The organism is Pseudomonas sp. GW821-FHT07B01, assembly GCF_059419065.1.
This window is the reverse complement of sequence record NZ_JBWKRA010000011.1, coordinates 37,012-63,731: the sequence shown is the minus strand read 5'-3', so window position 1 is coordinate 63,731 and position 26,720 is coordinate 37,012. Positions and strand designations below refer to the sequence as shown.

Annotated in this window: 19 protein-coding genes and 2 tRNA genes; 4 read left to right on the top strand and 17 right to left on the bottom strand. The window is 61.1% G+C overall.

Annotated elements, in window-relative coordinates; genetic code table 11:
* Positions 1 to 34 precede the first annotated feature (34 nt).
* From AC07S6_RS14220 to rnr, 15 genes are all read right to left on the bottom strand, one after another.
* Positions 35 to 925 carry a transglutaminase family protein gene (locus tag AC07S6_RS14220; protein WP_495112504.1) on the bottom strand — a complete coding sequence of 297 codons (891 nt, stop codon included), beginning with the start codon at positions 923 to 925 and terminating at the stop codon, positions 35 to 37.
* Positions 925 to 3,411: a circularly permuted type 2 ATP-grasp protein gene (locus tag AC07S6_RS14215; protein WP_495112503.1), complete on the bottom strand. Its 2,487-nt coding sequence runs from the start codon at positions 3,409 to 3,411 to the stop codon at positions 925 to 927. Before AC07S6_RS14215 ends, AC07S6_RS14220 begins: the two co-directional genes overlap by 1 nt.
* A 194-nt stretch (positions 3,412 to 3,605) precedes the next feature.
* Positions 3,606 to 6,896: a transglutaminase family protein gene (locus AC07S6_RS14210; protein ID WP_495112502.1), complete on the bottom strand. Its 3,291-nt coding sequence runs from the start codon at positions 6,894 to 6,896 to the stop codon at positions 3,606 to 3,608.
* Between the two features lie 187 nt (positions 6,897 to 7,083).
* Entirely contained in the window at positions 7,084 to 7,533 is a 450-nt protein-coding gene (locus AC07S6_RS14205; RefSeq protein ID WP_020301625.1) for a hypothetical protein, read from the bottom strand.
* Positions 7,530 to 8,450, bottom strand: coding sequence for an Ssp4 family T6SS effector (gene ssp4 / locus AC07S6_RS14200; RefSeq protein WP_014716678.1), 921 nt, complete (start codon positions 8,448 to 8,450; stop codon positions 7,530 to 7,532). The genes AC07S6_RS14205 and ssp4 (AC07S6_RS14200) overlap by 4 nt, the downstream gene beginning before the upstream one ends.
* A gap of 166 nt (positions 8,451 to 8,616) precedes the next feature.
* The gene (locus AC07S6_RS14195; RefSeq protein WP_014716677.1) at positions 8,617 to 9,066 is read right to left on the bottom strand and encodes a hypothetical protein; all 450 of its coding nucleotides are present in this window, start codon (positions 9,064 to 9,066) and stop codon (positions 8,617 to 8,619) included.
* The gene (gene ssp4, locus AC07S6_RS14190; RefSeq protein WP_019818300.1) at positions 9,063 to 9,995 is read right to left on the bottom strand and encodes an Ssp4 family T6SS effector; all 933 of its coding nucleotides are present in this window, start codon (positions 9,993 to 9,995) and stop codon (positions 9,063 to 9,065) included. Before ssp4 (AC07S6_RS14190) ends, AC07S6_RS14195 begins: the two co-directional genes overlap by 4 nt.
* Before the next feature lie 202 nt (positions 9,996 to 10,197).
* Positions 10,198 to 12,501: a YgiQ family radical SAM protein gene (locus tag AC07S6_RS14185; RefSeq protein WP_003188080.1), complete on the bottom strand. Its 2,304-nt coding sequence runs from the start codon at positions 12,499 to 12,501 to the stop codon at positions 10,198 to 10,200.
* A 184-nt stretch (positions 12,502 to 12,685) separates the two neighbouring features.
* Positions 12,686 to 14,083 (bottom strand): replicative DNA helicase, encoded by a 1,398-nt coding sequence (gene dnaB, locus AC07S6_RS14180; RefSeq protein ID WP_003188079.1) that lies wholly within the window; start codon positions 14,081 to 14,083, stop codon positions 12,686 to 12,688.
* A gap of 110 nt (positions 14,084 to 14,193) precedes the next feature.
* Positions 14,194 to 14,640 carry a 50S ribosomal protein L9 gene (gene rplI, locus AC07S6_RS14175; RefSeq protein ID WP_003171376.1) on the bottom strand — a complete coding sequence of 149 codons (447 nt, stop codon included), beginning with the start codon at positions 14,638 to 14,640 and terminating at the stop codon, positions 14,194 to 14,196.
* Positions 14,641 to 14,658: 18 nt separating this feature from the next.
* Positions 14,659 to 15,552 (bottom strand): hypothetical protein, encoded by an 894-nt coding sequence (locus tag AC07S6_RS14170; protein ID WP_495112501.1) that lies wholly within the window; start codon positions 15,550 to 15,552, stop codon positions 14,659 to 14,661.
* A gap of 36 nt (positions 15,553 to 15,588) precedes the next feature.
* A complete protein-coding gene (rpsR, locus tag AC07S6_RS14165; protein WP_002551829.1) occupies positions 15,589 to 15,819 on the bottom strand; it encodes a 30S ribosomal protein S18 in 231 nt (76 codons plus the stop codon).
* A gap of 28 nt (positions 15,820 to 15,847) precedes the next feature.
* The gene (rpsF, locus tag AC07S6_RS14160; protein WP_003236224.1) at positions 15,848 to 16,270 is read right to left on the bottom strand and encodes a 30S ribosomal protein S6; all 423 of its coding nucleotides are present in this window, start codon (positions 16,268 to 16,270) and stop codon (positions 15,848 to 15,850) included.
* Between the two features lie 294 nt (positions 16,271 to 16,564).
* Entirely contained in the window at positions 16,565 to 17,326 is a 762-nt protein-coding gene (gene rlmB / locus AC07S6_RS14155; RefSeq protein WP_003188074.1) for a 23S rRNA (guanosine(2251)-2'-O)-methyltransferase RlmB, read from the bottom strand.
* Positions 17,323 to 19,950 (bottom strand): ribonuclease R, encoded by a 2,628-nt coding sequence (rnr, locus tag AC07S6_RS14150; protein ID WP_495112500.1) that lies wholly within the window; start codon positions 19,948 to 19,950, stop codon positions 17,323 to 17,325. The genes rlmB and rnr overlap by 4 nt, the downstream gene beginning before the upstream one ends.
* A 224-nt stretch (positions 19,951 to 20,174) precedes the next feature.
* Between rnr and AC07S6_RS14145 the strand changes: the two genes are divergently transcribed.
* The 4 genes from AC07S6_RS14145 to AC07S6_RS14130 all read left to right on the top strand — a co-directional run bounded on the left by AC07S6_RS14145 (position 20,175) and on the right by AC07S6_RS14130 (position 23,226).
* Positions 20,175 to 20,261 (top strand) — tRNA-Leu (locus AC07S6_RS14145).
* A gap of 154 nt (positions 20,262 to 20,415) precedes the next feature.
* A tRNA-Leu gene (locus AC07S6_RS14140) sits at positions 20,416 to 20,503 on the top strand.
* Positions 20,504 to 20,647: 144 nt separating this feature from the next.
* The gene (locus tag AC07S6_RS14135; protein WP_495112499.1) at positions 20,648 to 21,673 is read left to right on the top strand and encodes an extracellular solute-binding protein; all 1,026 of its coding nucleotides are present in this window, start codon (positions 20,648 to 20,650) and stop codon (positions 21,671 to 21,673) included.
* A complete protein-coding gene (locus AC07S6_RS14130) occupies positions 21,673 to 23,226 on the top strand; it encodes an ABC transporter permease (RefSeq protein WP_495112498.1) in 1,554 nt (517 codons plus the stop codon). Before AC07S6_RS14135 ends, AC07S6_RS14130 begins: the two co-directional genes overlap by 1 nt.
* 107 nt (positions 23,227 to 23,333) lie before the next feature.
* On the opposite strand, the gene AC07S6_RS14125 is transcribed toward AC07S6_RS14130, so the two are convergent.
* The gene (locus tag AC07S6_RS14125) at positions 23,334 to 25,268 is read right to left on the bottom strand and encodes a methyl-accepting chemotaxis protein (RefSeq protein ID WP_058410306.1); all 1,935 of its coding nucleotides are present in this window, start codon (positions 25,266 to 25,268) and stop codon (positions 23,334 to 23,336) included.
* A 139-nt stretch (positions 25,269 to 25,407) separates the two neighbouring features.
* On the bottom strand, positions 25,408 to 26,697 hold the full coding sequence (locus tag AC07S6_RS14120; protein WP_014716669.1) for an adenylosuccinate synthase: 1,290 nt from the start codon (positions 26,695 to 26,697) through the stop codon (positions 25,408 to 25,410).
* Positions 26,698 to 26,720: the final 23 nt, after the last annotated feature.

The window sequence follows — 26,720 nt, the reverse complement described above, 5'->3', positions numbered from 1 at the left end:
GCATTCCCACGCAGAGCGTGGGAATGATCGTTTTTCATTCCAGCGGCATCACCGTCACCCGCACCTCCGGGTCGTGGCTGCCTCCCCCCAGAATCACCCCCCGCAATGGCGACACATCAGAAAAGTCCCGGCCCCAGGCCAGGGTGATGTGCTCCAGCGCCGGCTGCACATTGTTGGTCGGGTCAAAATCCACCCAGCCTGATACCGGGCAAAACACCGAAACCCACGCATGGGAAGCATCCGCGCCAATCAGCCGTGGCTGGCCGGGCGGTGGCTGGGTGAGCAGGTAGCCGCTGATATAGCGCGCCGCCAGGCCACGGGAACGCAGGCAGGCAAGCATCAGGTGAGCGAAGTCCTGGCACACGCCGCGACGGCGCTCCAGCACTTCAACCAGCGGCGTGGCGACCTGGGTGGCTTCGGCATCGAAGGTAAATTCGCTGAAGATCTTCTCCATCAATGCCTGCGTGCCCAGCAGTAAAGGCTCGCCGGGCGGGAAGCAGCTTTCGGAGAACTCGACGAAAGTTTTCTTCAGATGGACATAGGGCGACTCGAAGCGATAACGACAGGCTTCGATCAGTTCGGCGCTCAATGCCTGGCTGCTGTAAATCAGGCTGTCGCGGGTGTGGTCCCAGGGCGGCGACCGCTGGAAGTCCAGAGCGGGTCGCGCCAGCACTTCCACGGTGAGCCCGGCGTTCACCAGCAATTCATCATGGGGCCGTTCGAACGCCAGGCGAGTGATCGGGTTGCCGAATACGTCCAGTTCGTCGCGGCGCGAGGTGGGTTCCGGGCTGATATCCAACTGCTGCCAGGTGCACTTCTGCCAGGCGCACGGCCTTGGCCACAGGTGCGCCAGTTGCTGGGCCAGGGACACCGGGCTGTCATAGTGGTAATGGGTATCGTGGAAAATCTGGTAGCGCGCGCTCATTACACCGACACCGTTTGCTGGCTGACATCATCCACGTGGGCAAAATGGCGCAGCGCCAGGCGATCCGACACCTGCCCGCTTTCATCGGCCACCGCTTGCAACAGGTCGGCCAGGCCGTCCAGCGCGGCACGCACGCTGGTTTCGCCAAACAGGCCGTCCTCCAGGCAGCCCAGGTCAAAACGCGCCAGGCGCTCGACCAACGGCGCCAGCCCGGTTTCACGGGGCACGCCAAAATCATCATTGAGACGGCGCAGGGTGCGGCTCACCAGCTTGAGCTGGAACAGCACCGCATGGGGGTTCTGCTCGTCGAGCAGCAGCAAGTCGAGCACCGGGATCAACTGCGGCACCGCCAGGTAGCGCGAGCGGTAGGTGATGCTGCTGTTGCCCAGCTCCAGCAGCCATTCCAACCCGGCCTGATCAAACACCGCCACGCCACGCAGGAACGCCGCAAGGCTGCTGCTCAGAAATTGCAGACGCTCGATGCGCCGGCCCATCATCAAGAAGCGCCAGCCTTCATCGCGGGTCATGTCGTCCAGGGCAAACCCGGACAGTGCCGCCAGGGACATCACCAGGCGGTTGAGAAAGTCGAGCAGCTCGCCAAAGTCTGCAGTGTCGCTTTCCAGTTCCATGGCTTCGCGTTGCAGCTCCACCAGGGCCTGCCAGTTTTCCCTGGACAACTTGCCGCGCACCTGGGACGCCGCCCACTGCAAGCGCTGCAAATTGGCGCGCAGGCTTGAAGGCCAGTCATCACCCAGCAAGGCGGCGAGCAGACGCTCCGGCAGCTCGCCCTCCTCCGGCAACAGGCGCAGGCTTTCGCCGAGTTCGACGGCGGCCTGCAACGCCAGCGGATCGTCGCCATCGACATACCGCGCCAGCACAATGCGCAGCCAGCGCGCACTGTCGTCGCAGCGCTCGCAGTAACGACCGAACCAGAACAGGTTTTCCACCACGCGCGAGGGCAAATAGGGATCGCGGCGCACCAGGTCATAGGCGCCAATGGTGCGTTGGGCGCGCCATTGCTCGCCACCCGGCACGCGTTCACCGAGTACCCAGGTGTCCTTGCTCGCCCCGCCGCGCTGCATCGACACCACCTCGGCATCGGCGTCGGCCGCCACGCGAGTCAGGCCGCCGGGCAGTACCCGATAACCGTCTTCACTGGCCACGGCGTAGACACGCATACCAATGGCACGGTGTTGCAAGTGGTCATCCACGGTGTGCCATACCGGCGCCTGAGACAGTTGCGCCAGCTCTTGGGCGACATAGGCATAGGGCCGCGCACGCATGCGTTCGGCCAGGGCCTGGCGCTGTTCGTCGTCAAGGTCGCGACCAAACACCGGAGCGAAACTTTGTGAGGGAAATGCCGGCTTGATCAGCAGTTCCGGGAGTTTTTCCAAGGCTTCGGCAAGCACCGGCGCTTCACCGCACCACCAGGTGGCAATCGACGGCAGGATCAAGGCTTCACCGAACAAAAACTCATTGATCCTGGGTAAAAAGCCCAGCAGCCCCGGGGACTCCAGCACACCACTGCCCAAGGCATTGGCCACCAGCACATTGCCTTGACGCACGGCGTCGAGCAGGCCCGGCACGCCGAGCGCCGAGTCAGTGCGCAGTTCCAGCGGGTCGCAGAAATCATCGTCGAGGCGACGCATGATCGCGTGCACCCGGCGCAGGCCGCTGAGCGTTTTCAGGAACACAGTGCTGTCACGCACGGTGAGGTCGCCGCCCTCTACCAAGGGGTAGCCGAGCTGGCGCGCCAGGTACAGGTGTTCGAAATAGCTTTCGTTGAAACGCCCCGGCGTGAGCAACACGATCAGTGGCGGCTGGTCATCGCCAGGGGCCTGGCGCGCCAGGGTCTCCTGCAGCGTGCGAAAGAAACCGGTGAGGTGCTGCACCTGCATATCCCGGTACAGGTCCGGGAAAGCGCGGGACACGATGGTGCGGTTTTCCAGGGCGTAGCCGGCGCCCGATGGGGCTTGGGTACGGTCGGCGGTGACCCACCAGCGGCCGTCCGGCGTGCGCGCCAGGTCGACCGCGTACAGATGCAGGAACGCACCGTCGGGCGGATGGATGCCCTGGCACGGCCACAGAAAATTGTTATGCCCGAACACCAGTTCGGCCGGCAGCAAGCCTTCCTTGATCAGGCGCTGCGGGCCATACAGGTCGGCCAGCACCGCATTGAGCAGGCGCGCACGCTGGGCGATGCCGGCCGACAGTTGCTGCCATTCGTCAGCGGCCAGCACATGGGGCAATAAGTCCAGCTCCCAGGGGCGGTCGGCGCCCTTGGGGTCGGCGTAGACGTTGTAGGTCACGCCGTTTTCCTGGATCTGGCGCGTCAACAACGCCTGGCGCTGGGCCAGTTGTGCGGGCGTGCTGCGTTGCAGGTGATCGAACAAGCGTCGCCAATGGGCACGCACCGCGCCGCTGGCGTCCAGCAGTTCGTGATAGGTGCCCGCGGTGAGCGGGTAACGGTCGAGCAAGTCGGACATGGAACGCTCGGCAGAGGCAAGGGAAGTCAGGTTAACTCAAATTCACTACGATCCAATGTGGGGGGCTGGCTTGTTGTGGCGAGGGAGCTTGCTCCCGCTCGACTGCGCAGCAGTCGCCTGCTATTGGGGGCGCTTCGCACCCCAGCGGGAGCAAGCTCCCTCGCCACAAAAGCCCTCCCACACTTGGATCATGTTCATTCCTTATTTTTTGTGAAACGCCGCAAATCCAGGGTCATTGGCAACTCATCGTTTACCGTTACAGTCGGCACCACAAGCTTGCCCGGGCTATGCCCCAAGCGGAAAAACCGCGCCATGCGCCGGCTCTCCGCCTCATTGGCATTCACCGGCAGGCTGTCGTAATTGCGCCCGCCCGGGTGCGCCACATGGTATTGGCAACCACCCAACGAACGCTGCATCCAGGTGTCGAGCAGGTCGAATACCAGCGGCGCATGCACGGGGATGGTCGGTTGCAGGCAGTTGGCCGGTTGCCAGGCGCGGTAACGCACCCCCGCCACGAACTCGCCGACGCGGCCGGTTGGTTGCAGCGGCACCGGCACGCCATTGCAGGTCAGCAGGTAACGTTGCGGCGGCAACCCGCTCAACTTCACTTGCAGGCGCTCCAGGGACGAATCCACATAGCGCACCGTGCCCCCCACTGCGCCCTCCTCGCCCAGCACGTGCCAAGGCTCCAAGGCCTGGCGCAGTTCCAGTTCGATACCGCTGACGGCGTAGTCGCCCACCTTGGGGAAGCGGAACTCCAGATGCGCCGCGAACCATTCGGCACGCAGCGGGTAACCAGCCGCGTTCAGCTCGACGATCACGTCGGCAAAGTCCTGCTCGATAAAGTGCGGCAACAGGAAGCGGTCATGCAGCTCAGTGCCCCAGCGCGCCAGCTTCGGCGGCGCATAGGGCTCGCGCCAGAACCGCGCGACCAGCGCCCGCAGCAACAACTGCTGGGTCAGGCTCATGCGCGCATGGGGCGGCATTTCAAAGGCGCGCAATTCCAGCAGCCCCAGGCGGCCAGTGGCGCCGTCGGGTGAGTAAAGTTTGTCGATACAGAATTCGGCGCGATGGGTATTACCCGTCACGTCGATCAGCAGGTTGCGCAACAGGCGATCCACCAACCATGGCGGGCAGTCCTCGCCCGGTGCCGGCATCTGCGCGAAGGCGATTTCCAGTTCATACAGCGCATCGTTGCGCGCCTCATCCACCCGGGGTGCCTGGGAGGTGGGGCCGATAAACAGGCCGGAGAACAAATAGGACAACGACGGGTGGTTATGCCAGTAGCTGATCAGGCTGCGCAGCAGGTCCGGTCGGCGCAGGAAGGGCGAATCCTTGGGCGTCGCACCGCCCAGTACGAAGTGGTTACCGCCACCGGTGCCGGTATGGCGCCCATCGATCATGAACTTCTCGGTGGTCAGGCGGGTTTGCCGGGCTTCTTCGTAGAGGAATTCGGTGCGTTCTACCAACTCGTCCCAGGTGGCGGACGGCTGTACGTTGACCTCGATGACACCGGGATCTGGCGTGACGCGGAAATTGCTCAGGCGCGTATCCGCTGGCGGCTCGTAGCCCTCCAGCAGTACCGGGCAATGCAGCTCTTCGGCGGTGGCCTCAATGGCAGCCACCAGCTCCAGGTAATCCGCGACGCGCTCCAGCGGCGGCATAAACAGGTAGAGGCGCCCTCCCCGTGCTTCGGCGCACAGCGCGGTACGGGTCAGCCAGTCGGCGGACTCGTCGACCTTGGGCACACGCTCATCACCCGGCGCGGGCTCGCCATGGTTTTGCAACTGGGCGCTGGTCGGCAGATCCGGCTGATCCTGGTTAGGGTCGGTCGGATGCACAAACGGATACTCCGCCGCCGTCACCCAGGGCTGCGAAGCGAGCGGCAGACGATAGCCCAGCGGCGAATCCCCCGGCACCAGGCGGCAATGGTTGTCGCGCAGGTACCAACGCCCACTCTGCCAGCGGTCATTGGCCGCAGTCCGTGCCAGCGGCAGCACTTGGCCGATGACTTTATCCAGGCCCTGGCTGAACACTTTACGCAGGCGTTCACGCTCCAGGTCGTCGCTCAGACGCGGGTCCTGAGCGGTGACGTTCTGGGGCAGCGCCCCTTCGCGCCACAGGTAGTAGAAATTGTCCTCGAACGCCGGGAACACAAAGCGCGCCGGCAGTTTCAGGCATTCGGCGACGCTGGCCAGGAAACGCCCGGCCATCACCCCGTCGGCACCGTAGTCCTCTTGCTCATCGGCGATCAGCGCGCTGTTGTGCCAGATCGGCACGCCATCGCGGCGCCAATAACAGTTGAGCGACCAACGTGGTAATTGCTCCCCGGGGTACCACTTGCCTTGGCCGAAATGCACCAGGCCCTTGGGCGCATAGTGCTGGCGCAGGCGCTGGAACAGCTCGGCCGACAGGCGTCGCTTGTCCGGGCCCAGGGCTGCGGTGTTCCATTCGGCGCCGTCTGGGTCGTCGATAGAGACGAAGGTCGGCTCGCCGCCCATGGTCAGGCGTACGTCGTCCTTGAGCAGGTCGCCGTCGATCTGCCGGCCCAGGGCCTGGATCGCCAACCATTGTGCTTCGGTATAGGGCTTGGTCACCCGTGGCGCTTCCCAGATGCGCTCCACCGACATCTCGTGGGTAAATTCGCATTCGCACGGCTCCACCAACCCGCTGATCGGCGCGGCGGACGATGGATCGGGGCTACAGGCCAAGGGGATATGCCCTTCACCGGCGAACAACCCGGACGTGGCATCCAGGCCAATCCAGCCAGCGCCGGGCAGATACACTTCGCACCAGGCGTGCAGGTCGGTGAAGTCCACCTCGGTACCGGACGGGCCGTCGAGGGCTTTGACGTCGGCGGTCAGTTGAATCAGATAACCAGAGACAAATCGCGCCGCCAACCCGAGGTTGCGCAGCAATTGCACCAACAACCAGGCCGAGTCGCGGCAGGAGCCGGATGCGTTTTCCAGGGTAAATTCCGGAGTTTGCACGCCCGGCTCCATGCGAATCAGGTAACCGATATCGGCGGCCAGGCGCTGGTTGAGGCCGACCAAGAAATCCACAGCAGGCAGCGGCGTGCGGTCGATACCGGCCAGGTACGCAGCCAACCTTGGCGTCAGCGGCAAGGTTTCCAGATACGGCGCCAGCTCGCGCTGCTCATCGGCGGCGTAGCTGAACGGGATATTTTCGGCGTAGGGCTCCAGGAAAAAATCGAACGGATTGAACACCGCCATCTCGGCGACCAGGTCGACTTCAATGCGCAACTCGTCAGTCTTTTCCGGGAACACCAGGCGCGCCAGGTAATTGCCCTGGGGGTCTTGCTGCCAGTTGATGAAATGCTGCTCGGGCAACACCTTCAACGCGTAGGACAGTATCCGCGTACGGCTATGGGCCGCCGGGCGTAGCCGCACGATCTGCGGGCCGAGTTCAACTGCACGGTCGTAGCGGTAATGCGTAACGTGGTGCAACGCGACATGAATCGACACGGCGGCCTCCTGCGAGCCAGGGCATAAGCACAACGCGCGCAAGACTTATGCCACAGCAGCAGTCATTGCACTAAAACGTAAGGCCCGGTGCAGTACAGCACCAAAACAGCGCCAACGTTGCGGCTATGGTGCAGGCGCTGCACACATTTGTAGCGCCGGGCTGAGTGCAGGTGGTGAATCTACCCAGTTAAGGCGTAGTACGCCTGGTATTCAGGGCTTGGCGCAGTTGACGGATTTGCACAAGTTTTGCCCGCATCTCTCGCTGCCCGCTGCTGTTGAGCACCAGCAGGCCGAACAGCGGGAAAATCAGCGACAGGCTATAGAGAACCCTGTGTGGGTTGTACTGAATCATTGGGAGCACAAACAACAGACAGGCAGCGTAGATGGCGACCATCACCCATGCCCATGAAGGTTTGCCCCGCAGGATCATAAAGTTGCTATGGACCGTCAACAAGATAAGCAATGCACCTGCGACCAGGATCTTGAGCCCGACTTGAGCAAGGGGCGCATCACGAAAATAGGTAACGAAAGCCAGCGCCACTGCAAGTGCCAGCGAAAAGTACGCAGCAAATACCCCGCCCAGAAACGTCAAGAAGTGACGCCTGAAGAAGTCGCGCAGCGTCATCAGCTCACTCATTCGTTTATTTCCTCGTACAAGCCTATCGCAATGGTATTGACGTTCCCAGAGTAGGCGCTGCCTCCGAACCCGACGGTCGCTCCCAGGATATCTTTGATCTGAGTACTGGTGCTTTGCTTGAGTTGCGTCGGGGTGAAACGCTTGGAGAGCTCACCCGATGCCTGCCTGAGCTTGAGCATCTTCGAGGTCAGGCTGGGATCATTGATGCTCAGTAGTTCCTTGGTCAGCTTGGCCCTCTCCTGACGGTTCAAGCCGCGTAGCACTTCCCGCAGGCTCTTGCCCGTCGATGCCTTAGCGACCTTGACCAGCTTGACCGTCGTCAGGGCTGAAGCGCCCACACCGGCCAACGATGCCGCGTCCAGCACAATGGATGCATTCTGGTACCAGCCTTCACTGTCGAGCCAATCGTTTACCTCAGGCTTGGCCACCTCAAGGGTCGTTCGGGCAATGCCATTGAAGCACTGGAGCGAACTCGCGCCTGCGGCCGCGTACCCCACCACCACAATGACTGAGCTCGCGCCGGCACTGAAAGGAACCAGAATAGTACCGCTGGCAATCGCAGCCCAACTGATGACAGCACCCAGGCAAGAGATTCCGGTATTTACGGCCTCGCCGATCAGCCTGGATTCCCGTGGATTGTTTACTACGTGATCAGCGAATTGTGTCGGCGCGATGTATTTCTGCGCCTCGCGCAGGATGACACGCTTTGGCTTGATGCTGCAGATGGGCTTGAATTCGCGCAGAGTGACGATATTAAAATCGGCATCGATATACACCACGCCAGCACCGACAACGCCGGGGTCAGCATCGATGGCCGCAAACAGCCGTGGCAGATTGATCAGGCTCTCGATGCGCTGGCGCGCCATAAATTGAGAGCGGTTGGAATCCATGCCGATGTTGAACAAGGAGTTGCCCATAAGTGTTCTTCCTTGACATTGAAAGTGCCCAGACCGGCCTCATCGCAGGCAAGCCAGCTCCCACACTTGAAATGCATTCCCCTGTGGGAGCTGGCTTGCCTGCGATAGCAATCTGATGGGCGCCACCCTAACAAACAGGCCACCTACCGCCAATAAACCTACCTAATCAACGGGCCTTGCGTTGCGCAATCACCGCCCGACGCAGGTGACGTATTTCGAGTAACCGCTGGCGCATTTCACGATGGCGCTTACTGTTGAGCAGCAGCAAGCCCAGCAGCGGAAACAGCACCGCCGAGCCGTACACCAGGGTATTGAGGCCGTATTGAATCATCGGCAACACGAACAGCAGGCAACACACCAGGTAGCCCGCCACCAGCCGGGTCGCCCAGGGATACCCGCGTGCAATCATCACATTGCCAAACACCAACACTGCCACCAGCACCAGGATTGCAGCCCCGGAGTAGTTGGCCTTGAGCGCCGGTTCAACCCCGCGCAAATAGGTTACGCCCGCCGTGGAGACAGCCACCGAACCAGAGAAAATCGCCATGAAGATGGTGCCCATGAACACCGGAAAATAACGCGCAAGGAAACTGCGCCTATCGGGAAACCCCTTCATTCCGTCAGTTCCTCATACAGGCCAATGGCAAGCGTCGACGCCGAGCCGACGTGACCGGTTCGATAGCTGCCCCAGATACCCAACATGCCGCCCAAGGCGTCCTTGAGCTGGGTGAGCGTGGCATGACGAATTTCCGTGGAGCTGTAGCGCTTGGGCAATGTGCCGGCGCGCTGCTGCAACTTGAGCAGCTTGGGGGTCAGGCTTGGGTCTTTGAGACTGAGCAATTCCTGGGTCAACTTCTTGCGCTCCTGGCGATTCAAGCCCTTGAGCAATTCATACCAGCTCTTGCCCAACGCAGCGGCTTTTTTGGCCTTGAGCAGCCTTAATGTGGTGAAGGCTCCCGTTCCGATCCCGACCAACGACGCGGCATCGAGAATCGGTGACACCGCGCCGTACCACTGGGCGTCGTCCATACGGTCGTTGGCTTGCGGGTCAAGGATCTCGTTATAGGTACGGGCCACGCCAAACCCGCACTGAGCACTGCTGGCCAGCGCCGCTGTGACACCAATACCCACCACAAAAGCACTGGCGCCGGCGGTGAAGGGTACGGCGACGCTGCCACTGAACACCACGATCCAACCGATCACCGCCGCCCCACAGGAAAGCCCCATATCAAAGGCCTCCTTCTGGAGTCGCCCTTCACGGGGGTCGGTCTTCACCTGCTCGACAAACTGCGCCGGCGAGATGTACTTCTGCGCCTCGCGCAAAATGACGCGCTTGGGTTTGATGCTGCAGATGGGCTTGAATTCGCGCAGGGTGATCACGTTGAAGTCGGCGTCGATGTACACCACGCCAGCGCCGACGATGCTGGGGTCGGCGTCAATGACGGCGAACAGCCGCGGCAGGTTGATCTGGCTCTCAATGCGCTGGCGCGCCATGAATTGGGAGCGGTTGGAGTCCATGCCGATGTTGAGCAAGGGGTTGCCCATAAGTGTTCTTCCTTGAAATCGAGAGTGCCCAGACCGGCCTCATCGCAGGCAAGCCAGCTCCCACAGGGGAATGCATTCCAAGTGTGGGAGCTGGCTTGCCTGCGATAGCAATCTAATGGGCGCCACCTTACCAAACAGACTCACCACCGACCAGAAAGCAAAACGCCAGCACGAGGCTGGCGTTTTGCATTTCAGGCGTCGATCAACGCGGCACAACCGGCTTGCGCGTAGGCTTGCCGCCCTTGCCCTTGGCCGCATCGCTGCGCTCTTTGGCCGCCTGCTTATTGCGCGCCTGGGCCGCAGCCTTGGCTTGCTCGCGCTTGTCCCACGGGTTGCTGCCGTCGCTGCCACGGGGTGGCAGGCCGGTGTGCTGGGTGAGGATCTTGGTGGTGGTTTCCTTGGCGACCTTATGGCTGCCGGCCGGCGTCGAGTTCTTACGCCGGGCGCTCTGGTAGCTGTCGGTGGACGGCTGGTGCAGCGGGATCAACTGGTCCTTGCCCGACCCGATCAGGTCGGCACGGCCCATGCGGGTCAATGCTTCACGCAGCATTGGCCAGCCCTTCGGGTCGTGGTAACGCAGGAACGCCTTGTGCAGGCGGCGCTGCTCCTCGCTCTTGACGATGGTCACCGCGTCGCTCTTGTAGGTGACCTTGCGCAGCGGGTTCTTGCCCGAGTGGTACATCGCGGTGGCGGTGGCCATCGGCGACGGGTAGAACGCCTGCACCTGATCGGCACGGAAGCCATTGCCCTTGAGCCACAGGGCCAGGTTCATCATGTCTTCATCGGTGGTGCCGGGGTGGGCGGCGATGAAGTACGGGATCAGGTACTGCTCCTTGCCCGCTTCCTTGGTGTACTTCTCGAACATGCGCTTGAACTTGTCATAGCTGCCAATGCCCGGCTTCATCATCTGGTTGAGCGGACCTTCCTCGGTATGTTCCGGGGCGATCTTGAGGTAGCCACCGACGTGGTGGGTGACCAGCTCTTTGACGTATTCCGGCGACTCGACGGCCAGGTCGTAGCGCAGGCCGGAAGCGATCAGGATCTTCTTCACACCCGGCAACGCACGGGCACTGCGGTACAGCTGGATCAACGACGAGTGGTCGGTGTTCAGGTTCGGGCAGATGCCAGGGAACACGCACGACGGCTTGCGGCACGCGGATTCGATTTCCGGGCTCTTGCAGGCAATGCGGTACATGTTCGCAGTCGGGCCGCCGAGGTCGGAGATCACCCCGGTAAAGCCCGGCACCTTGTCGCGGATCTCTTCGATTTCGCGAATGATCGACTCTTCGGAACGGTTCTGGATGATGCGGCCTTCGTGCTCGGTGATTGAGCAGAAGGTGCAGCCGCCGAAGCAGCCACGCATGATGTTCACCGAGAAGCGGATCATGTCGTAGGCCGGAATCTTTTCCTTGCCGTATGCCGGGTGCGGCACGCGGGCGTAAGGCATACCGAACACGTAGTCCATTTCTTCGGTAGTCATGGGAATGGGCGGCGGGTTGAACCACACGTCCACTTCACCGTGCTTCTGCACCAAGGCACGGGCGTTGCCTGGGTTGGTTTCCAGGTGCAACACGCGGTTGGCGTGGGCATAGAGCACCGCGTCGCCGCGGACCTTTTCCACCGATGGCAGGCGGATCACGGTTTTGTCACGGGTCATACGCGGGCTGGCGAGGATCTGCACAACCTTGGCTTCTTCCGGATCGTCGACTGGACCTTTTTCCTGCTCGATGGCGCAGGCCTGGGTGTCCTGGGTGTTGACGTACGGGTTGATGATCTTGTCGATCTTGCCCGGACGGTCGATGCGCGTGGAATCCACTTCGTACCAACCGGCTGGCGTATCACGGCGGATGAACGCGGTGCCGCGCACATCGGTGATGTCTTCGATCTTGTGGCCCCACGACAAACGCTGGGCAACTTCGACGATGGCCCGCTCGGCGTTGCCGTACAGCAGGATGTCGGCAGTGGCGTCGATCAGGATCGAGTTGCGCACACGGTCTTGCCAGTAGTCGTAGTGGGCGATGCGGCGCAGGGAAGCTTCGATGCCGCCGAGTACGATCGGCACGTTCTTGTAGGCTTCCTTGCAACGCTGGCTGTACACCAGGCTCGCACGGTCGGGGCGTTTGCCAGCCATGCCGCCGGGGGTGTAGGCGTCGTCAGAGCGGATTTTCTTGTCGGCGGTGTAGCGGTTGATCATCGAGTCCATGTTGCCGGCCGCGACGCCGAAGAACAGGTTCGGCTCGCCGAGCTTCATGAAGTCGTCTTTGGACTGCCAGTTCGGCTGCGCAATGATCCCGACGCGAAAGCCCTGGGACTCCAGCAGCCGGCCGATGATCGCCATGCCGAACGATGGGTGGTCAACATAGGCATCACCGGTGACGATGATGATGTCGCACGAATCCCAGCCAAGCTGATCCATCTCCTCCCTGCTCATCGGCAGGAATGGCGCAGGACCGAAACATTCGGCCCAGTACTTGGGATAGTCAAATAACGGCTTGGCTGTTTGCATGACGGTGACCGGTGTGAAGATGAAAAATCGCGGGCGCGGAATATAGCACAAATTTTAACCAATTCCGACGGTAGTAGTCGGAATTGTGGTGACCCCATCGCAGGCAAGCCAGCTCCCACAGGAGAACGCATTCCACATGTGGGAGCTGGCTTGCCTGCGATGAGGCCCTTACAGGTGCTTGAAACTACTCGTCGTCGTCGAAGTTGTAGCTACCCGGCGCCAGGTTCTCGAAACGCGTGTACTTGCCGATGAACGCCAACCGGATAAACCCGATCGGGCCGTTCCGCTGCTTGCCGATGATGATTTCGGCAATGCCCTTGTGTTCCGTCTCGGGGTGGTACACCTCGTCGCGGTACACGAACATGATCACGTCGGCGTCCTGCTCGATCGCTCCGGATTCCCGCAAGTCGGAGTTCACCGGACGCTTGTTGGGACGTTGCTCCAGGGAGCGGTTGAGCTGCGACAACGCTACCACCGGGCAGTTGAATTCCTTGGCCAGCGCCTTCAAGGAACGAGAGATTTCAGAAATCTCGTTGGTACGGTTGTCACCACTGGAACCGGGGATCTGCATCAACTGCAGGTAGTCGATCATGATCAGGGCGATGTCGCCATGCTCACGCACCAGGCGCCGGGTACGCGCGCGCATTTCGGACGGGCTGATACCGGCGGTGTCATCGATAAACAGCTTGCGGTCGTTGAGCAGGTTGACCGCCGAGGTCAGGCGCGGCCAGTCGTCATCCTCAAGTTGACCGGAACGCACCTTGGTCTGGTCGATACGCCCCAGCGACGAGAGCATACGCATGATCAACGATTCGCCTGGCATCTCGAGGGAGTACACCAGCACCGCCTTGTCGCTGCGCAGAACGGCGTTTTCCACCAGATTCATCGCAAAGGTGGTCTTACCCATCGACGGACGGCCGGCGACGATGATCAAGTCGGACGGCTGCAGGCCGCTGGTCTTTTCGTCGAGGTCGGTGTAGCCGGTGGAAATACCGGTAATAGCCGCGTCGGTGTTGAACAGGGTGTCGATGCGGTCGATGGCTTTGGTCAACAGGTCGTTGACGCTGACCGGGCCGCCGGTCTTGGGCCGTGCTTCTGCAATCTGGAAGATCTGCCGCTCGGCTTCGTCAAGGATCTCGGCAGCAGTGCGGCCTTCGGGGTTGAAGGCGCTGTCGGCGATTTCAGTGCTGATGCCGATCAACTGGCGCAGCGTGGCCCGCTCGCGGACGATCTGGGCATAGGCCTTGATGTTGGCGACGGACGGCGTGTTTTTTGCCAGCTCACCGAGGTAGCCCAGGCCACCCACTTGGGAGGTCTGGCCTTCCTTGTCCAACTGCTCGGCCAGAGTGACCACGTCGATCGGTGAGTTCTGGTCGGCCAGCTTGGCGATGGCGCGGAAGATCAGGCGGTGGTCATGTCGGTAGAAGTCACCGTCCGAGACTTGATCCAGCACGCGTTCCCAGGCGTTGTTGTCCAGCATCAAGCCACCGAGCACGGCCTGTTCGGCCTCGATGGAATGCGGCGGCACCTTCAGGGCAGCGGTTTGCAGATCGTATTGCTCAGGAGCGGAGATTTCGTTCATGGCCACTTGGAATTTGGGGTGTGTAGAAAAACAAAAGGCACGACCTGTAAACAGGATCGTGCCCGATGTTAACCGGCTGGCACGCGAGGTGCCAGTCAGTTAGGTGCGACTTAAGCTGCTACCACGACAACGCGTACGGTGGCTTCAACTTCGGCGTGCAGGTGCACGGCTACGTCGAATTCGCCTACGTTGCGGATGGTGCCGTTCGGCAGACGAACTTCGCTCTTCTGCACTTCAACGCCGGAGGCGGTCAGTGCATCAGCGATGTCGTGGGTACCGATCGAACCGAACAGCTTGCCTTCGTCACCAGCGGTGGCAGTGATAGTCACTTCCAGCTCAGCCAGTTGGGCAGCGCGAGTTTCGGCCGACGCTTTTTTGTCTGCTGCGGCTTTTTCCAGCTCAGCACGACGCTCTTCAAACGCAGCCAGGTTGGCAGCGGTTGCAGCGGTGGCTTTGCCGTATGGCAGCAGGTAGTTACGACCGTAGCCGGCCTTAACGTTCACTTTGTCGCCCAGGTTGCCCAGGTTGGCGACTTTTTCCAGAAGGATCAGTTGCATGTGAAAATCCTCTAACTTTTAACCTTCACCGTTCGCGTTATCGGCGTCTTTCGACGCCAGACGACCGCGAAAATCAATCAGGCTGTCAACAATGGCCAAGACCACGAGTAACGGATAGATCAGCTGCATGAACAGCAACAGCGTGACGTACAACCCCACCAGCCAGAACCTGGCCAGGCGCTTTCGCGCAACCAGCCCATGAATCAGGGCCAGCCCGGCAAACACCAGCGGTACACTGCAAATCGGCGCCAGCAAGGCCATCTGTGGGCCGAAGTTCGGCCCGACAACCATGCACGCCAGCAGCAACATCGCCGGCCCCGCTGGGATTCTGATACTGCGAAACTCGCGACCAAAACCACCCGGGTTGTACAACAACGCCTGCCAATAACGCCCAAGAATCAGGCTCAGCACGCTGACGACCTGCAACAAAGCCGCAATCAGGCCAGTCAGGACCGGGGCAATCAGTGACGCAAACCGCGCTCGCTCATCTACCGACAACTGCTGGTAGAGATCCCCGAGGGCCAACGGCAGGATCTTGACGATCTCCTGCGCCAGCGCCTCGATTTGCGGGCGGAAAGCCGCGCCAAGCATCACTGAGTACACCAACCCCAATGCCACGCTGACCAGCAGCGTACGGACCCAGGACTCACTTGCGCGCAAAACCAACGCAAGGCTCGATGACCCCAGCAGTACCAGAAGTACCCGTGGATCACCCATTTGCAGCCACCAGATCAAGGCCGGCAACAAACCCAGGGCAAGAACGCCAACGGCGTCCTTCAAACCGCGCCGCAGCAGCACAAGGCAACCTGCGGCAGCACCCAACCAATAAAGCAACGGCAATGCCGCACATCCAGCCACTACCAGAGTGGCCTGCACGCGACCGCGCATGATGAACTCAGCTAAGGCGCGCATGCATTCAATCCCTTACTACTTGTCGACTGCCCGGTCTCAGCGGCCGTGGCTGTCGGTGTAGGCCAGCAGGGCCAGGAAGCGGGCGCGCTTGATAGCGGTGGCCAGCTGACGCTGATAACGTGCTTTGGTACCGGTGATACGGCTTGGAACGATTTTGCCGGTCTCGGATACGTAGGCTTTCAGAGTGTTGAGATCTTTGTAATCGATCTCTTTCACGTCTTCAGCGGTGAAGCGGCAGAATTTACGACGACGGAAGAAACGTGCCATTTGATAGGCTCCTTAAAAGGTCCGTGGATTACTCGTCAGCGTTATCGCTGTTGTCGCTGTCATCACTATCAGCGCTATCAGCGCCTTCGTGCTCAGGACGGTCGCGACGCTCACGGCGCTCACTGCGGTTTTCTTCAGCCTTGAGCATCTCGGATTGGCCAGTAACGGCTTCTTCGCGACGGATGACCAGGTTACGGATCACAGCATCGTTGTAGCGGAAGTTGTCTTCCAGCTCGGCCAGGGCCTTGCCAGTGCACTCAACGTTCAGCATCACGTAGTGAGCCTTGTGAACATTGTTGATTGCGTAGGCCAGTTGACGACGGCCCCAATCTTCCAGACGGTGGATTTTGCCGCCGTCTTCTTCGATCAGCTTGGTGTAACGCTCAACCATGCCGCCGACTTGCTCGCTTTGATCCGGGTGGACCAAAAAGATGATTTCGTAATGACGCATGAATGCTCCTTACGGGTTGTAGCCTGCCGCTCAAAAACGGTCAGACAAGGAGTGAATGACACTTATGGATCTTGCCGCAGGGGAGGCACATCGGTGCCTGCCAGGAAGGCAAGGGGCGCAATTGTAGAGAAGGGGGAGAAGCGGCGCAAGGTAATTGGTGATTATTTGAACAATCCTGAATAAACACCACAAAACCAATGTGGGAGCGGGCTTGCCTGCGATGACCCTGGCACCGGCAACATCTCTGCCACCTGACGCTCCGTCATCGCGGGCAAGCCCGCTCCCACATCTTGATCACTTCTTGGGCTTGGCCTTGGCTTTCGCGCCACGCTGACGCTGGGCTTCAAACAGGCACACGCCCGTCGCCACCGACACATTGAGGCTGCTGACGCTACCGGCCATCGGCAGGTGCACCAGGTAATCGCAATGCTCACGGGTAAGGCGACGCATGCCCTTGCCTTCGGCGCCCATGATCAAGATGGTCGGGCCAGTGAGGTCCTGGTCATAAATGCTGACCTCAGCCTCCCCCGCCGTGCCCACGACCCACAGGCCGCGCTGCTGGAGCTTCTCCAGGGTACGCGCAAGGTTGGTCACGGCCACCAGCGGAATCACTTCCGCCGCACCGCAGGCGACCTTGCGCACCACCGGCGTCAGGGTCGCCGACTTATCTTTAGGCACGATCACCGCCAGCGCGCCGGCAGCATCTGCCGAGCGTAGGCAGGCGCCGAGGTTGTGCGGGTCGGTCACGCCGTCCAGCACCAAGAGCAACGGTGCACCTTCGGTACGGTCGAGCAGCTCGTCGAGCATCGCCTCGCCCCACACCTGGCTCGGACTGACGTCAGCCACCACACCTTGGTGAACGCCTTCGACCCACACGTCCATTTCACGACGCTCGGCCTGGCCGATGGCAACCTTATTCTGCGTAGCCAACTCGACCAGCGCCTGTACGCGCGGCTCGCTGCGACCTTCGGCCAACCACACCTGCTTGACGCGCTTGGGATGGTGACGCAGCAGTGCTTCTACGGCGTGCACGCCGTAGATTTTTTCCAGACTCATGACTTGGCCTTAGGTTTGCGCGACCCGCCGCTTTTTGCGGGAGTCGAACCCGCTTTTGGCGGGCCTTTACGGTGTTTACTTGGCTTGCTCGACGGCTTTTCCGCCCCGTGGGACTTTCCCCCAGACGCCGCTTTACCACCGCTTTTGGCTTCGTTGAGCAACTGCTGCTTCAACTCGCGGCTCTTGCGCAGCTCGGCGTTTTTCGCCGCCGCGTCGCTTGGGCGGTAAGCTTCAGGGGCCTTGTCCTTGGCGGAAGAACGACGACCAGCCTTGGCAGGCGCAGGCTCGGCCGTGGCTTTTGCGGTGGCCGCTTTGCCTTTGGACCCAGGCGCTGTGGTTTCACCACGCTTTTTACGACCCGCAGGCTCAGCCGGCTTGTCAGGCATGCCGAAGTCGATCTTGCGCTCGTCGAGATCGACACGCATGACCTGCACTTCAACGGTATCGCCCAAGCGGAAGCTGCGACCGGTGCGCTCGCCCGCCAGGCGGTGATGCACAGGATCGAAGTGGTAGTAATCACCCGGCAAGGCGGTGACGTGCACCAGGCCCTCGACGTAGATGTCGGTCAGCTCGACGAACAGGCCAAAGCCGGTCACGGCGGTGATCACACCCGGGAACGACTCGCCCACGCGATCCTTCATGAACTCGCACTTGAGCCAGTTCACCACGTCGCGGGTGGCTTCGTCGGCGCGGCGTTCGCTCATGGAGCACTGCTCGCCCAGCTGTTCCAGGGCCGCTTCGTCGTACGGGTAGATCCGTGCTTTCGGAATGGTCATGGCACCGGCGCGCTTGACATGCGGGGTGTTCTGCTTGGAATGGATCACGCTGCGGATCGCCCGGTGCGTGAGCAAGTCCGGGTAGCGGCGAATCGGCGAAGTGAAGTGGGTGTACGCCTCGTAATTCAGGCCGAAGTGGCCCTGGTTATCGGCGCTGTACACCGCCTGGCTCAGCGAGCGCAGCATCACGGTCTGGATCACGTGGTAATCCGGACGGTCCTTGATGCTGGCCAGCAGGGCCTGGTAATCCTTCGGCGTCGGGCCGTCCTTGCCTTTGTGCAGGGACAGGCCGAGTTCGCCGAGGAAGGCGCGAAGTTTTTCCAGGCGCTCCGGCGGCGGGCCGTCGTGCACACGGTACAACGCAGGAATTTCGTGCTTCTTGAGGAACTCGGCAGTGGCCACGTTGGCCGCCAGCATGCACTCCTCGATCAGCTTGTGCGCGTCGTTACGGGTGGTCGGGGTGATCGCCGCAATCTTGCGCTCGGAGCCGAAGACAATGCGGGTTTCCTGGGTTTCGAAATCGATCGCGCCACGGGTATGACGGGCACCCAGCAACACCTTGTACAGCGAGTACAGCTGCTTGAGGTGCGGCACCACGCCAGCGTACTCGGTACGCAGGGCCTTGGCTTCGCTGGTCTTCGGCGTTTCCAGGATGGTGCTGACCTTGTTGTAGGTCAGGCGTGCCTGGGAGTGGATCACCGCTTCGTAGAACTGGTAGTCGGTCATTTCGCCGGTTTTGGAGATGGTCATCTCGCACACCATGGCCAAACGGTCGACTTTCGGGTTCAGGGAGCACAGGCCGTTGGACAGCTGCTCGGGCAGCATCGGGATCACGCGCTCTGGGAAGTACACGGAGTTGCCGCGCACCTGGGCTTCGTTATCCAGGGCCGAACCGATCTTCACGTAGCTGGAGACGTCGGCAATCGCGACGTACAACTTCCAACCGCCGGAGAACAGGCGCAGCTTGCCAGGCTTGGCTTCGCAGTAGACCGCATCGTCGAAGTCGCGGGCATCTTCGCCGTCAATAGTGACGAACGGCAGATGGCGCAGGTCGATACGTTTTTCTTTGTCTTTCTCTTCGACTTCCGGCTTGAGCTTGGCGGCTTCCTTGAGCACGGCATCAGGCCAGACGTGAGGAATATCGTAGGTGCGCAAGGCAACGTCGATTTCCATGCCCGGCGCCATATAGTTGCCGACCACCTCCACGATATCGCCCTGGGGCTGGAAGCGTGCAGTAGGCCAGTGGGTGATTTTCACCTCGACGAACTGGCCGACCTTGGCGGCGCCATTGCGGCCCGGGGTGATCAGCACTTCCTGCTGGACCTTCGGGTTATCCGGCACAACGAAGCCGATGCCGCCTTCTTCGAAGTAACGGCCGACGATGGATTCGTGGGCGCGGGACACCACTTCGACGATCACGCCTTCACGACGACCACGGCGGTCGAGGCCAGAAACCCGCGCCAGGGCACGGTCGCCATCGAACACCAGACGCATTTGCGCCGGGCTCATGAACAGGTCGTCGCTGCCATCGTCCGGGATCAGGAAGCCGAAGCCGTCACGGTGGCCGGCAATGCGACCCAGGATCAGGTCCAGCTTGTCGACCGGCGCATAAGTGCCACGACGGGTGTAGATCAATTGAGCATCGCGCTCCATCGCACGCAGACGGCGGCGCAGGGCTTCGAGCTGGTCTTCGGTGGTCAGACCGAACTCTTCAACCAGTTGCTCACGGCTAGCAGGCGAACCACGATCGGCGAGGTGCGCCAGGATCAGTTCGCGGCTAGGAATAGGGTTTTCATATTTTTCCGCTTCACGAGCGGCCTCGGGATCGAGGGACTGCCAATCGGCCATTAGAGAGTTTTCACCTTGTCTATATGCGGGTTAGTTTGGCATACGCGTATTGAAACGGGAAATTTCAGGTATCAACAAGCGTTTAAAAGCCCTTTGCGACCCCCGGCGCGCACCTTGCACGACCACTGGGGAAATTTTCCAGGCTTTTTTCATGGCAGGGGTTTACAGCTCAAATATCGCTCCGTATAGTGCGCGCCATCGACGACGGCAACGTTGTTGATGCTGCCCAGGTGGTGAAATTGGTAGACACGCCAGCTTCAGGTGCTGGTGATCGCAAGGTCGTGGAAGTTCGAGTCTTCTCCTGGGCACCAAATTCAGATCAAACCCGCGAAAGCGGGTTTTTTCGTTTCAGGCATCTGATTTTTAACGGAAAAATTGATTTATATTTTTCGAATCAGGGGTTTACAGATCAAAAGCCCCGCCGTATAGTTCGCCCCATCAACAGCGGCAACGTTGTTAGATAATGCCCAGGTGGTGAAATTGGTAGACACGCCAGCTTCAGGTGCTGGTGATCGCAAGGTCGTGGAAGTTCGAGTCTTCTCCCTGGGCACCAAATTCAGATCAAACCCGCGAAAGCGGGTTTTTTCGTTTCCGGGGTTTGAAAACTTCCCCAGTGATTTCCCCCTCATCCGCACTTGAGAAGATTTATCGTTTATCCTTGCAATGATTTGTTGCATATAAGCGAGGAACACTTCGGATGATGATCCGTGACAACCGACTCAAGACATCCCTTCTGCGCGGCCTGACCCTCACCCTACTCAGCCTGACCCTGCTCTCGCCCGCCGCCCATTCTGCCGACAAGGTCTCCCTGACCTTATACAACGGCCAACACAAAGAAGTCGGCGATGAACTCGCCAAGGCCTTCGAAGCCAAGACCGGCATCCACGTCAACGTGCGCAAAGGCAGCAGCAACCAGTTGGCCAGCCAAGTCGTCGAAGAAGGTGAGCGCTCCCCTGCCGACGTCATCTACACCGAAGAATCACCGCCCCTGAACAAACTCGGCGAGCAAGGCCTGTTGGCAAAAATCGATGCCAGCACCCTCGATGTCCTGCCCAAGGATTACGTGGGCAAAAACGGCAACTGGATGGGCGTGACCGCACGCACCCGCGTCGTAGCCTTCAACCCCAAATTGATTGCGGAAAAAGACTTGCCCAAATCGGTACTGGATTTCGCCGGCCCCGAATGGCAAGGCAAGGTCGGTTTCGTGCCCACCAGCGGCGCGTTCCAGGAACAAGCCGTGGCAATCATCAAGCTGCACGGTCGCGAAGCCGCGGAAGAATGGCTGACCGGCCTGCGCGCCTTCGGCAAGGTGTACAGCAACAATATGGTCGCCCTCAAAGCCGTGGAAAACGGCGAAGTGGCCACCGTGCTGGTAAACAACTACTACTGGTTCGCCCTGAAAAAGGAAAAAACCAACCTGGATTCCCAGCTGCATTACTTCACCGATGGTGATGCTGGCGGTCTGATCACCGTGTCCTCCGCTGCCGCACTCAAATCCAGCAAGCATCCCAAAGAAGCTCAGCAATTGCTGGCATTCATGGCCAGCGAAGAGGGCCAGCGCGTGATCACCAACACGTCGGCCGAGTACCCGCTGCGCAAGGGCATGGAATCGAACCGCGGCCTCAAGCCATTTAGCGAGCTGCAGCCACCAACGGTCACCCCCGCAGACCTGGGCAACGCCGAAGAAGCCCTGGAACTGGAACGTGACGTTGGCCTGAACTGATGAACCCATCGCTTTCCGTCGCGGGGTTCACCCCCCGTCGCAAACGCCCGTCGATCTGGCTGCTGCTACCTGTGCTGTTGCTGGTTGGCCTGAGCCTGTTGCCGCTCGCCTATGTGGGGCTCAAAGCCTGGCAGGCAGGCTGGACGGAGGCGGTGCATCTCCTGTGGCGGCCTTACGTGTTCGGGCTGCTGCGCAACACGCTGGCATTGATGGTCGGCGTGACCCTGACCTGCGGCGTGATCGGCCTGTCCCTGGCCTGGCTGCTGGAACGCAGCAACCTGCCAGGACGGCGCATCTGGGGCGTGATCCTGTGCCTGCCGTTTGCGGTGCCGGCGTTTGTCAGCAGTTTTACCTGGGTGTCGCTGAGCGCTCAGTTCGAGGGGCTCGGCGGCGCGATCCTGGTGATGAGCCTGTCCAAATACCCACTGGTGTTTCTGCCGGTGGCGGCAACGCTGCGCAATCTGGACCCCTCCCTGGAAGAATCGGCCCGCACCCTGGGACTCAACCGCTGGGGCGTATTCTTTCGCATCACACTCCCGCTGCTGTGGCCATCGCTGCTGGCCGGCTCACTATTGATCGCACTGCACATGCTGGTGGAATTCGGCGCGCTGTCGATCATTGGGCTGCAGACCTTCACCACCGCGATCTACCAGCAGTTCGAACTGGAATTCAGCAATGCCAATGCGGCAATGCTCTCGGCAGTGCTGCTGGTGATGTGCCTGACCCTGCTATGGCTGGAACTGCGCGTACGCGGCAAAGGCCGGCACGTGCGCATCGGCCAGGGCGCGGCGCGGCACGCCGAGCAGGTTCGACTCGGCAAGTGGGCGCCATTGGGCCAGGTGTATTGCCTGGCATTGGCGATCATCGGCAGCGGCATCCCGCTGGGCATGCTCGGCTATTGGTTGGCCGTCGGTTCGTCAGCGGCGTTTCCGATGGCCGAGATCAGCGAGGCGCTGCTGTCATCCCTGGCGCTCTCCCTGGGCGGCGCCGCACTGTGCCTGGTACTGGCAGTGCCGGTTGGGCTGCTGGTGGTGCGCTACAAAGGACAGTTGGCAATCTGGGCCGAACGCTTGCCGTATCTACTGCATGCCCTGCCCGGCCTGGTGATTGCGCTGACCCTGGTGTATTTCGCCCTGCATTACGTGCCTGCGCTGTACCAGACCTCGGCGTTATTGCTGATTGCTTATGCGCTGCTGTTTTTGCCGTTGGCACAGGCGCCGATTCGTACAGCGCTGAACAAGGCGGCGCCTCAGTTGGAAGAGGCTGCGCGCACGTTAGGCGCATCGTCCTTCAGTGCGTTTTGCCGGGTGACGCTGCCAATTATCTTTCCGGCGCTGGGGGCGGCGTTTGCCTTGGTGTTCCTGGATGCGATGAAGGAATTGACGGCGACATTGCTGTTGAGCCCGACCGGGCTGAATACCTTGGCGACGGCCGTCTGGGCGCATACCTCGAATGTGGAATTTGCGGCGGCGGCACCGTATGCGGCGTTGTTGATATTGGTGTCGGGGTTGCCGGTGTATCTGCTCACGACTCGGATGTATCTGAGTCGCTGAAACAGTTATCGCAGGCAAGCCAGCTCCCACAGTGACCGAGTTCCAACTTTGGAATGCAGTTGAACGTGGGAGCTGGCTTGCCTGCGATGAGGCCCGTCCAGACAACCTCAAGCCCTGAACTGCCCCAAGCTCGCCTTCAACTGCGCCGCCAACCCATCCAGCACCTTGCCACTGGCCGTCGTCTCCACCACCGCTTGCGCCGCACGCTCGGCCTGGGCATGGATCACCTCCACGCGCCCACGCACCGCATGCGCGCCCTGGGCTTGATGCTCGGCCGCACGCGTCGCCAGGCCAATCGCCGCATGCACCTGCTCCACAGAAGCCTGCACCGTCTGCTGCAAGCGCACGCTGTCGCGCAGCACCAGCAAGCCCTCACTGGCCTGGCGCCCCGCCTTGCCGATGGTTTCTACGGCCTCACGCGCGCCCTGCTGCAACGCAACAATATGCGCCTGGATATCGCCAGTGGAGCTTTGAGTCTTGCTGGCCAGCGCACGCACTTCATCGGCCACCACCGCAAAGCCGCGCCCAGTCTCGCCAGCCCGTGCCGCTTCAATGGCCGCGTTGAGAGCGAGCAGGTTGGTTTGCTCGGCGATACCGTGAATCACGGTCAACACCACTTCAATTTGTTCGCTTTGCTGCGCCAGCCGTTCGATCACCTGGGAACCGGCCTGCACCTGCCCCGCCAACGCCTCGATCAAGCTGCCAACTTCGGCCGAGGTCCGTGAGTTCTCATCCGTGGCCTGGCGAATATCCACCACCTGCTGCAGGGCCGCCTGCATGGCGTGGCTTTCGGCCTGGGCCTCATCGGCCATTTGCGACAAAGCGCGCAAACTCTCGGCCACTTCATCACGCTGCAAGCCCGCCGCCGCATCGGCGCCAGCATTGCGCAACGTCATGGCGCCGATTTCCACGCCAGTACGCTGGGCCACGTCGCCTGCCTCCCGCACGATGGGCTGCAACTTATCCACAAAGCGATTGACCGCCGAGGCCATATCGCCGATTTCATCCTTGCTGTTGATCTGCACGCGCTTGGTGAGGTCGCCCTCGCCGGCCGCCAGATCATCCATCGCGGCAATCAGCAACTTCAGGCGATTGACCACGCGTCGCCCCAGCACAATGGCGATCAGCAGCAATACCCCAAGCCCCACCAGTGCCAGCCCCATGCCGATGCGCCAGCGCAGGGTGCCCGCCGCGTCTTGCACGGCGCTGGCGGTATTGGCCGTCATTTGCGTGGCAGTGGCTTGCGCCGATTGCAGCCGGGCGCCCATGGCGTTGGCGCTGTCAGCGGCGGCTCCCTTGAGGCTGTCACCCACCAGTTGATCACCGCTGGCGATCAGCGCGGCAAAGCGCTTATCCAAGGCTTGCAGGTCGGCTTCAACCGTCGCGGTCGACACGCCCATGCGCACCTTGCCGATTTCCACACCGTTGGGGCTGATGGAGGCTTCGACGTAATACACGGAGGGGTCTGTCTTGGCCGCGTCCAGCACCTTGTCCAGGGCACGTTCCCCTGCGCCCTTTGCCAGCAGGGCCTGGTTGATCGGGTTTTCGCGGTTCAGGTATCGGGTCAGGTGCTCGCCTGCGGCGTCGTCATACACCACAAACAGCACATTGGGGTTGCGCTGGGCCCGGCGGGCAAACTCAGAAAGGGTCGGCACGTCACTGTCCCACATGGCACGGGGCGCGACCGAGGCCAGCAGTTGCGCCATGTCATTGGCGGAGTCCTGCAGGTCTTTTTCCAGCGTCGCACGCAACTGCTTTTGCTCTTCCTGCAAGCGCGTGGAAAGCCCGGCTGTGAGGCGCTGGCGCGTGCTGGCGGAGAGGCTGTCCAGGCTGGACGTGACTTCCTTGCCAGCCTGGGCCAGTTCACCAGACAACTTCTGGCTATCTATGCCCAGGCGATTGCCCAAATCGGCTTCCAGCGCCGTCACCGTGCTCCGCGTCAGCGCGACGGCCACCAGCACTTGCACCAAAAGAGCGATACCAAGGGTAACGAACACCGGCCGCAACAGACGGCTTTGTAACAACGAGAGAACGGCAGACACTGGAAATCCCTCCACCACGGGTGCCATTAATTTGATAGCACCTCGAAAGAGGGAAACACAGCAAGGGTCGTGCCGCTTGCCATGCAGAAACGACAAAGGGCTCCCGAAGGAGCCCTTTGCTTTTTACATCAATAGCTTATTACGCGAACGGGTGACGCAGAACGATGGTCTCGTTGCGGTCCGGGCCGGTCGAAATAATGTCGATCGGTGCACCGATCAGCTCTTCCACACGCTTGATGTAGGCGCGGGCGTTGGCTGGCAGTTCTTCCAGGGTCTTGGCGCCCACGGTCGATTCGGTCCAGCCTGGCACTTCTTCGTACACAGGCTGCAGGCCCACGTAGCTGTCAGCGTCAGTCGGGGCAACATCGTTGCCTTGGGCGTCTTTGTAGCCGACGCAGATATTGATGGCTTCCAGACCGTCGAGTACGTCCAGCTTGGTCAGGCAGATGCCCGAGATGCTGTTCACATCGATAGCGCGACGCAGGATAACGGCATCGAACCAGCCGCAACGACGAGCACGGCCAGTGGTGGCGCCGAATTCGTGGCCTTGCTTGGCCAGGTGCGCGCCGACGTCGTCGAACAGCTCAGTCGGGAACGGGCCCGAACCTACACGGGTGGTGTAAGCCTTGGTGATGCCCAGGATGTAGTCCAGGAACATCGGGCCAACGCCCGAGCCGGTGGCAACGCCGCCAGCAGTAGTGTTGGAGCTGGTCACGTACGGGTAGGTACCGTGGTCGATGTCCAGCAACGAACCCTGGGCACCTTCGAACATGATGTCCTTGCCAGCGCGACGCAGGTCGTGCAGCTCGGCCGTCACGTCCAGCATCAGCGGCTTGAGCAGCTCAGCGTATTCCTTGCACTCGGCCAGGGTCTTTTCAAACTCGATGGCTGGCTCTTTGTAGTAACCGACCAGCATGAAGTTGTGGTAATCCACAAGTTCACGCAGCTTGTCTTCAAAGCGCGGCATGTTGAGCAGGTCGCCCACACGCAGGCCACGACGTGCAACCTTGTCTTCGTAGGCCGGGCCGATGCCGCGACCGGTGGTGCCGATCTTCAGCTCGCCACGCGCCTTTTCACGGGCCTGGTCCAGCGCAACGTGGAAGGACAGGATCAGCGGGCAGGACGGGCTGATACGCAGGCGCTCGCGCACCGGTACGCCTTTTTCTTCCAGCTTGGTGATCTCGCGCAGCAGGGCGTCAGGCGCAACCACCACGCCGTTGCCGATCAGGCACTGCACGCCTTCGCGCAGAACACCCGACGGGATCAGGTGCAAGACGGTTTTTTCGCCATCGATGACCAGGGTGTGGCCAGCGTTGTGGCCACCTTGGTAGCGCACTACGGCGGCAGCATGTTCGGTCAGCAGATCAACGATCTTGCCTTTGCCCTCATCACCCCATTGGGTGCCCAGGACTACGACATTCTTACCCATAACACTTGTCCTCATTCGCGCAA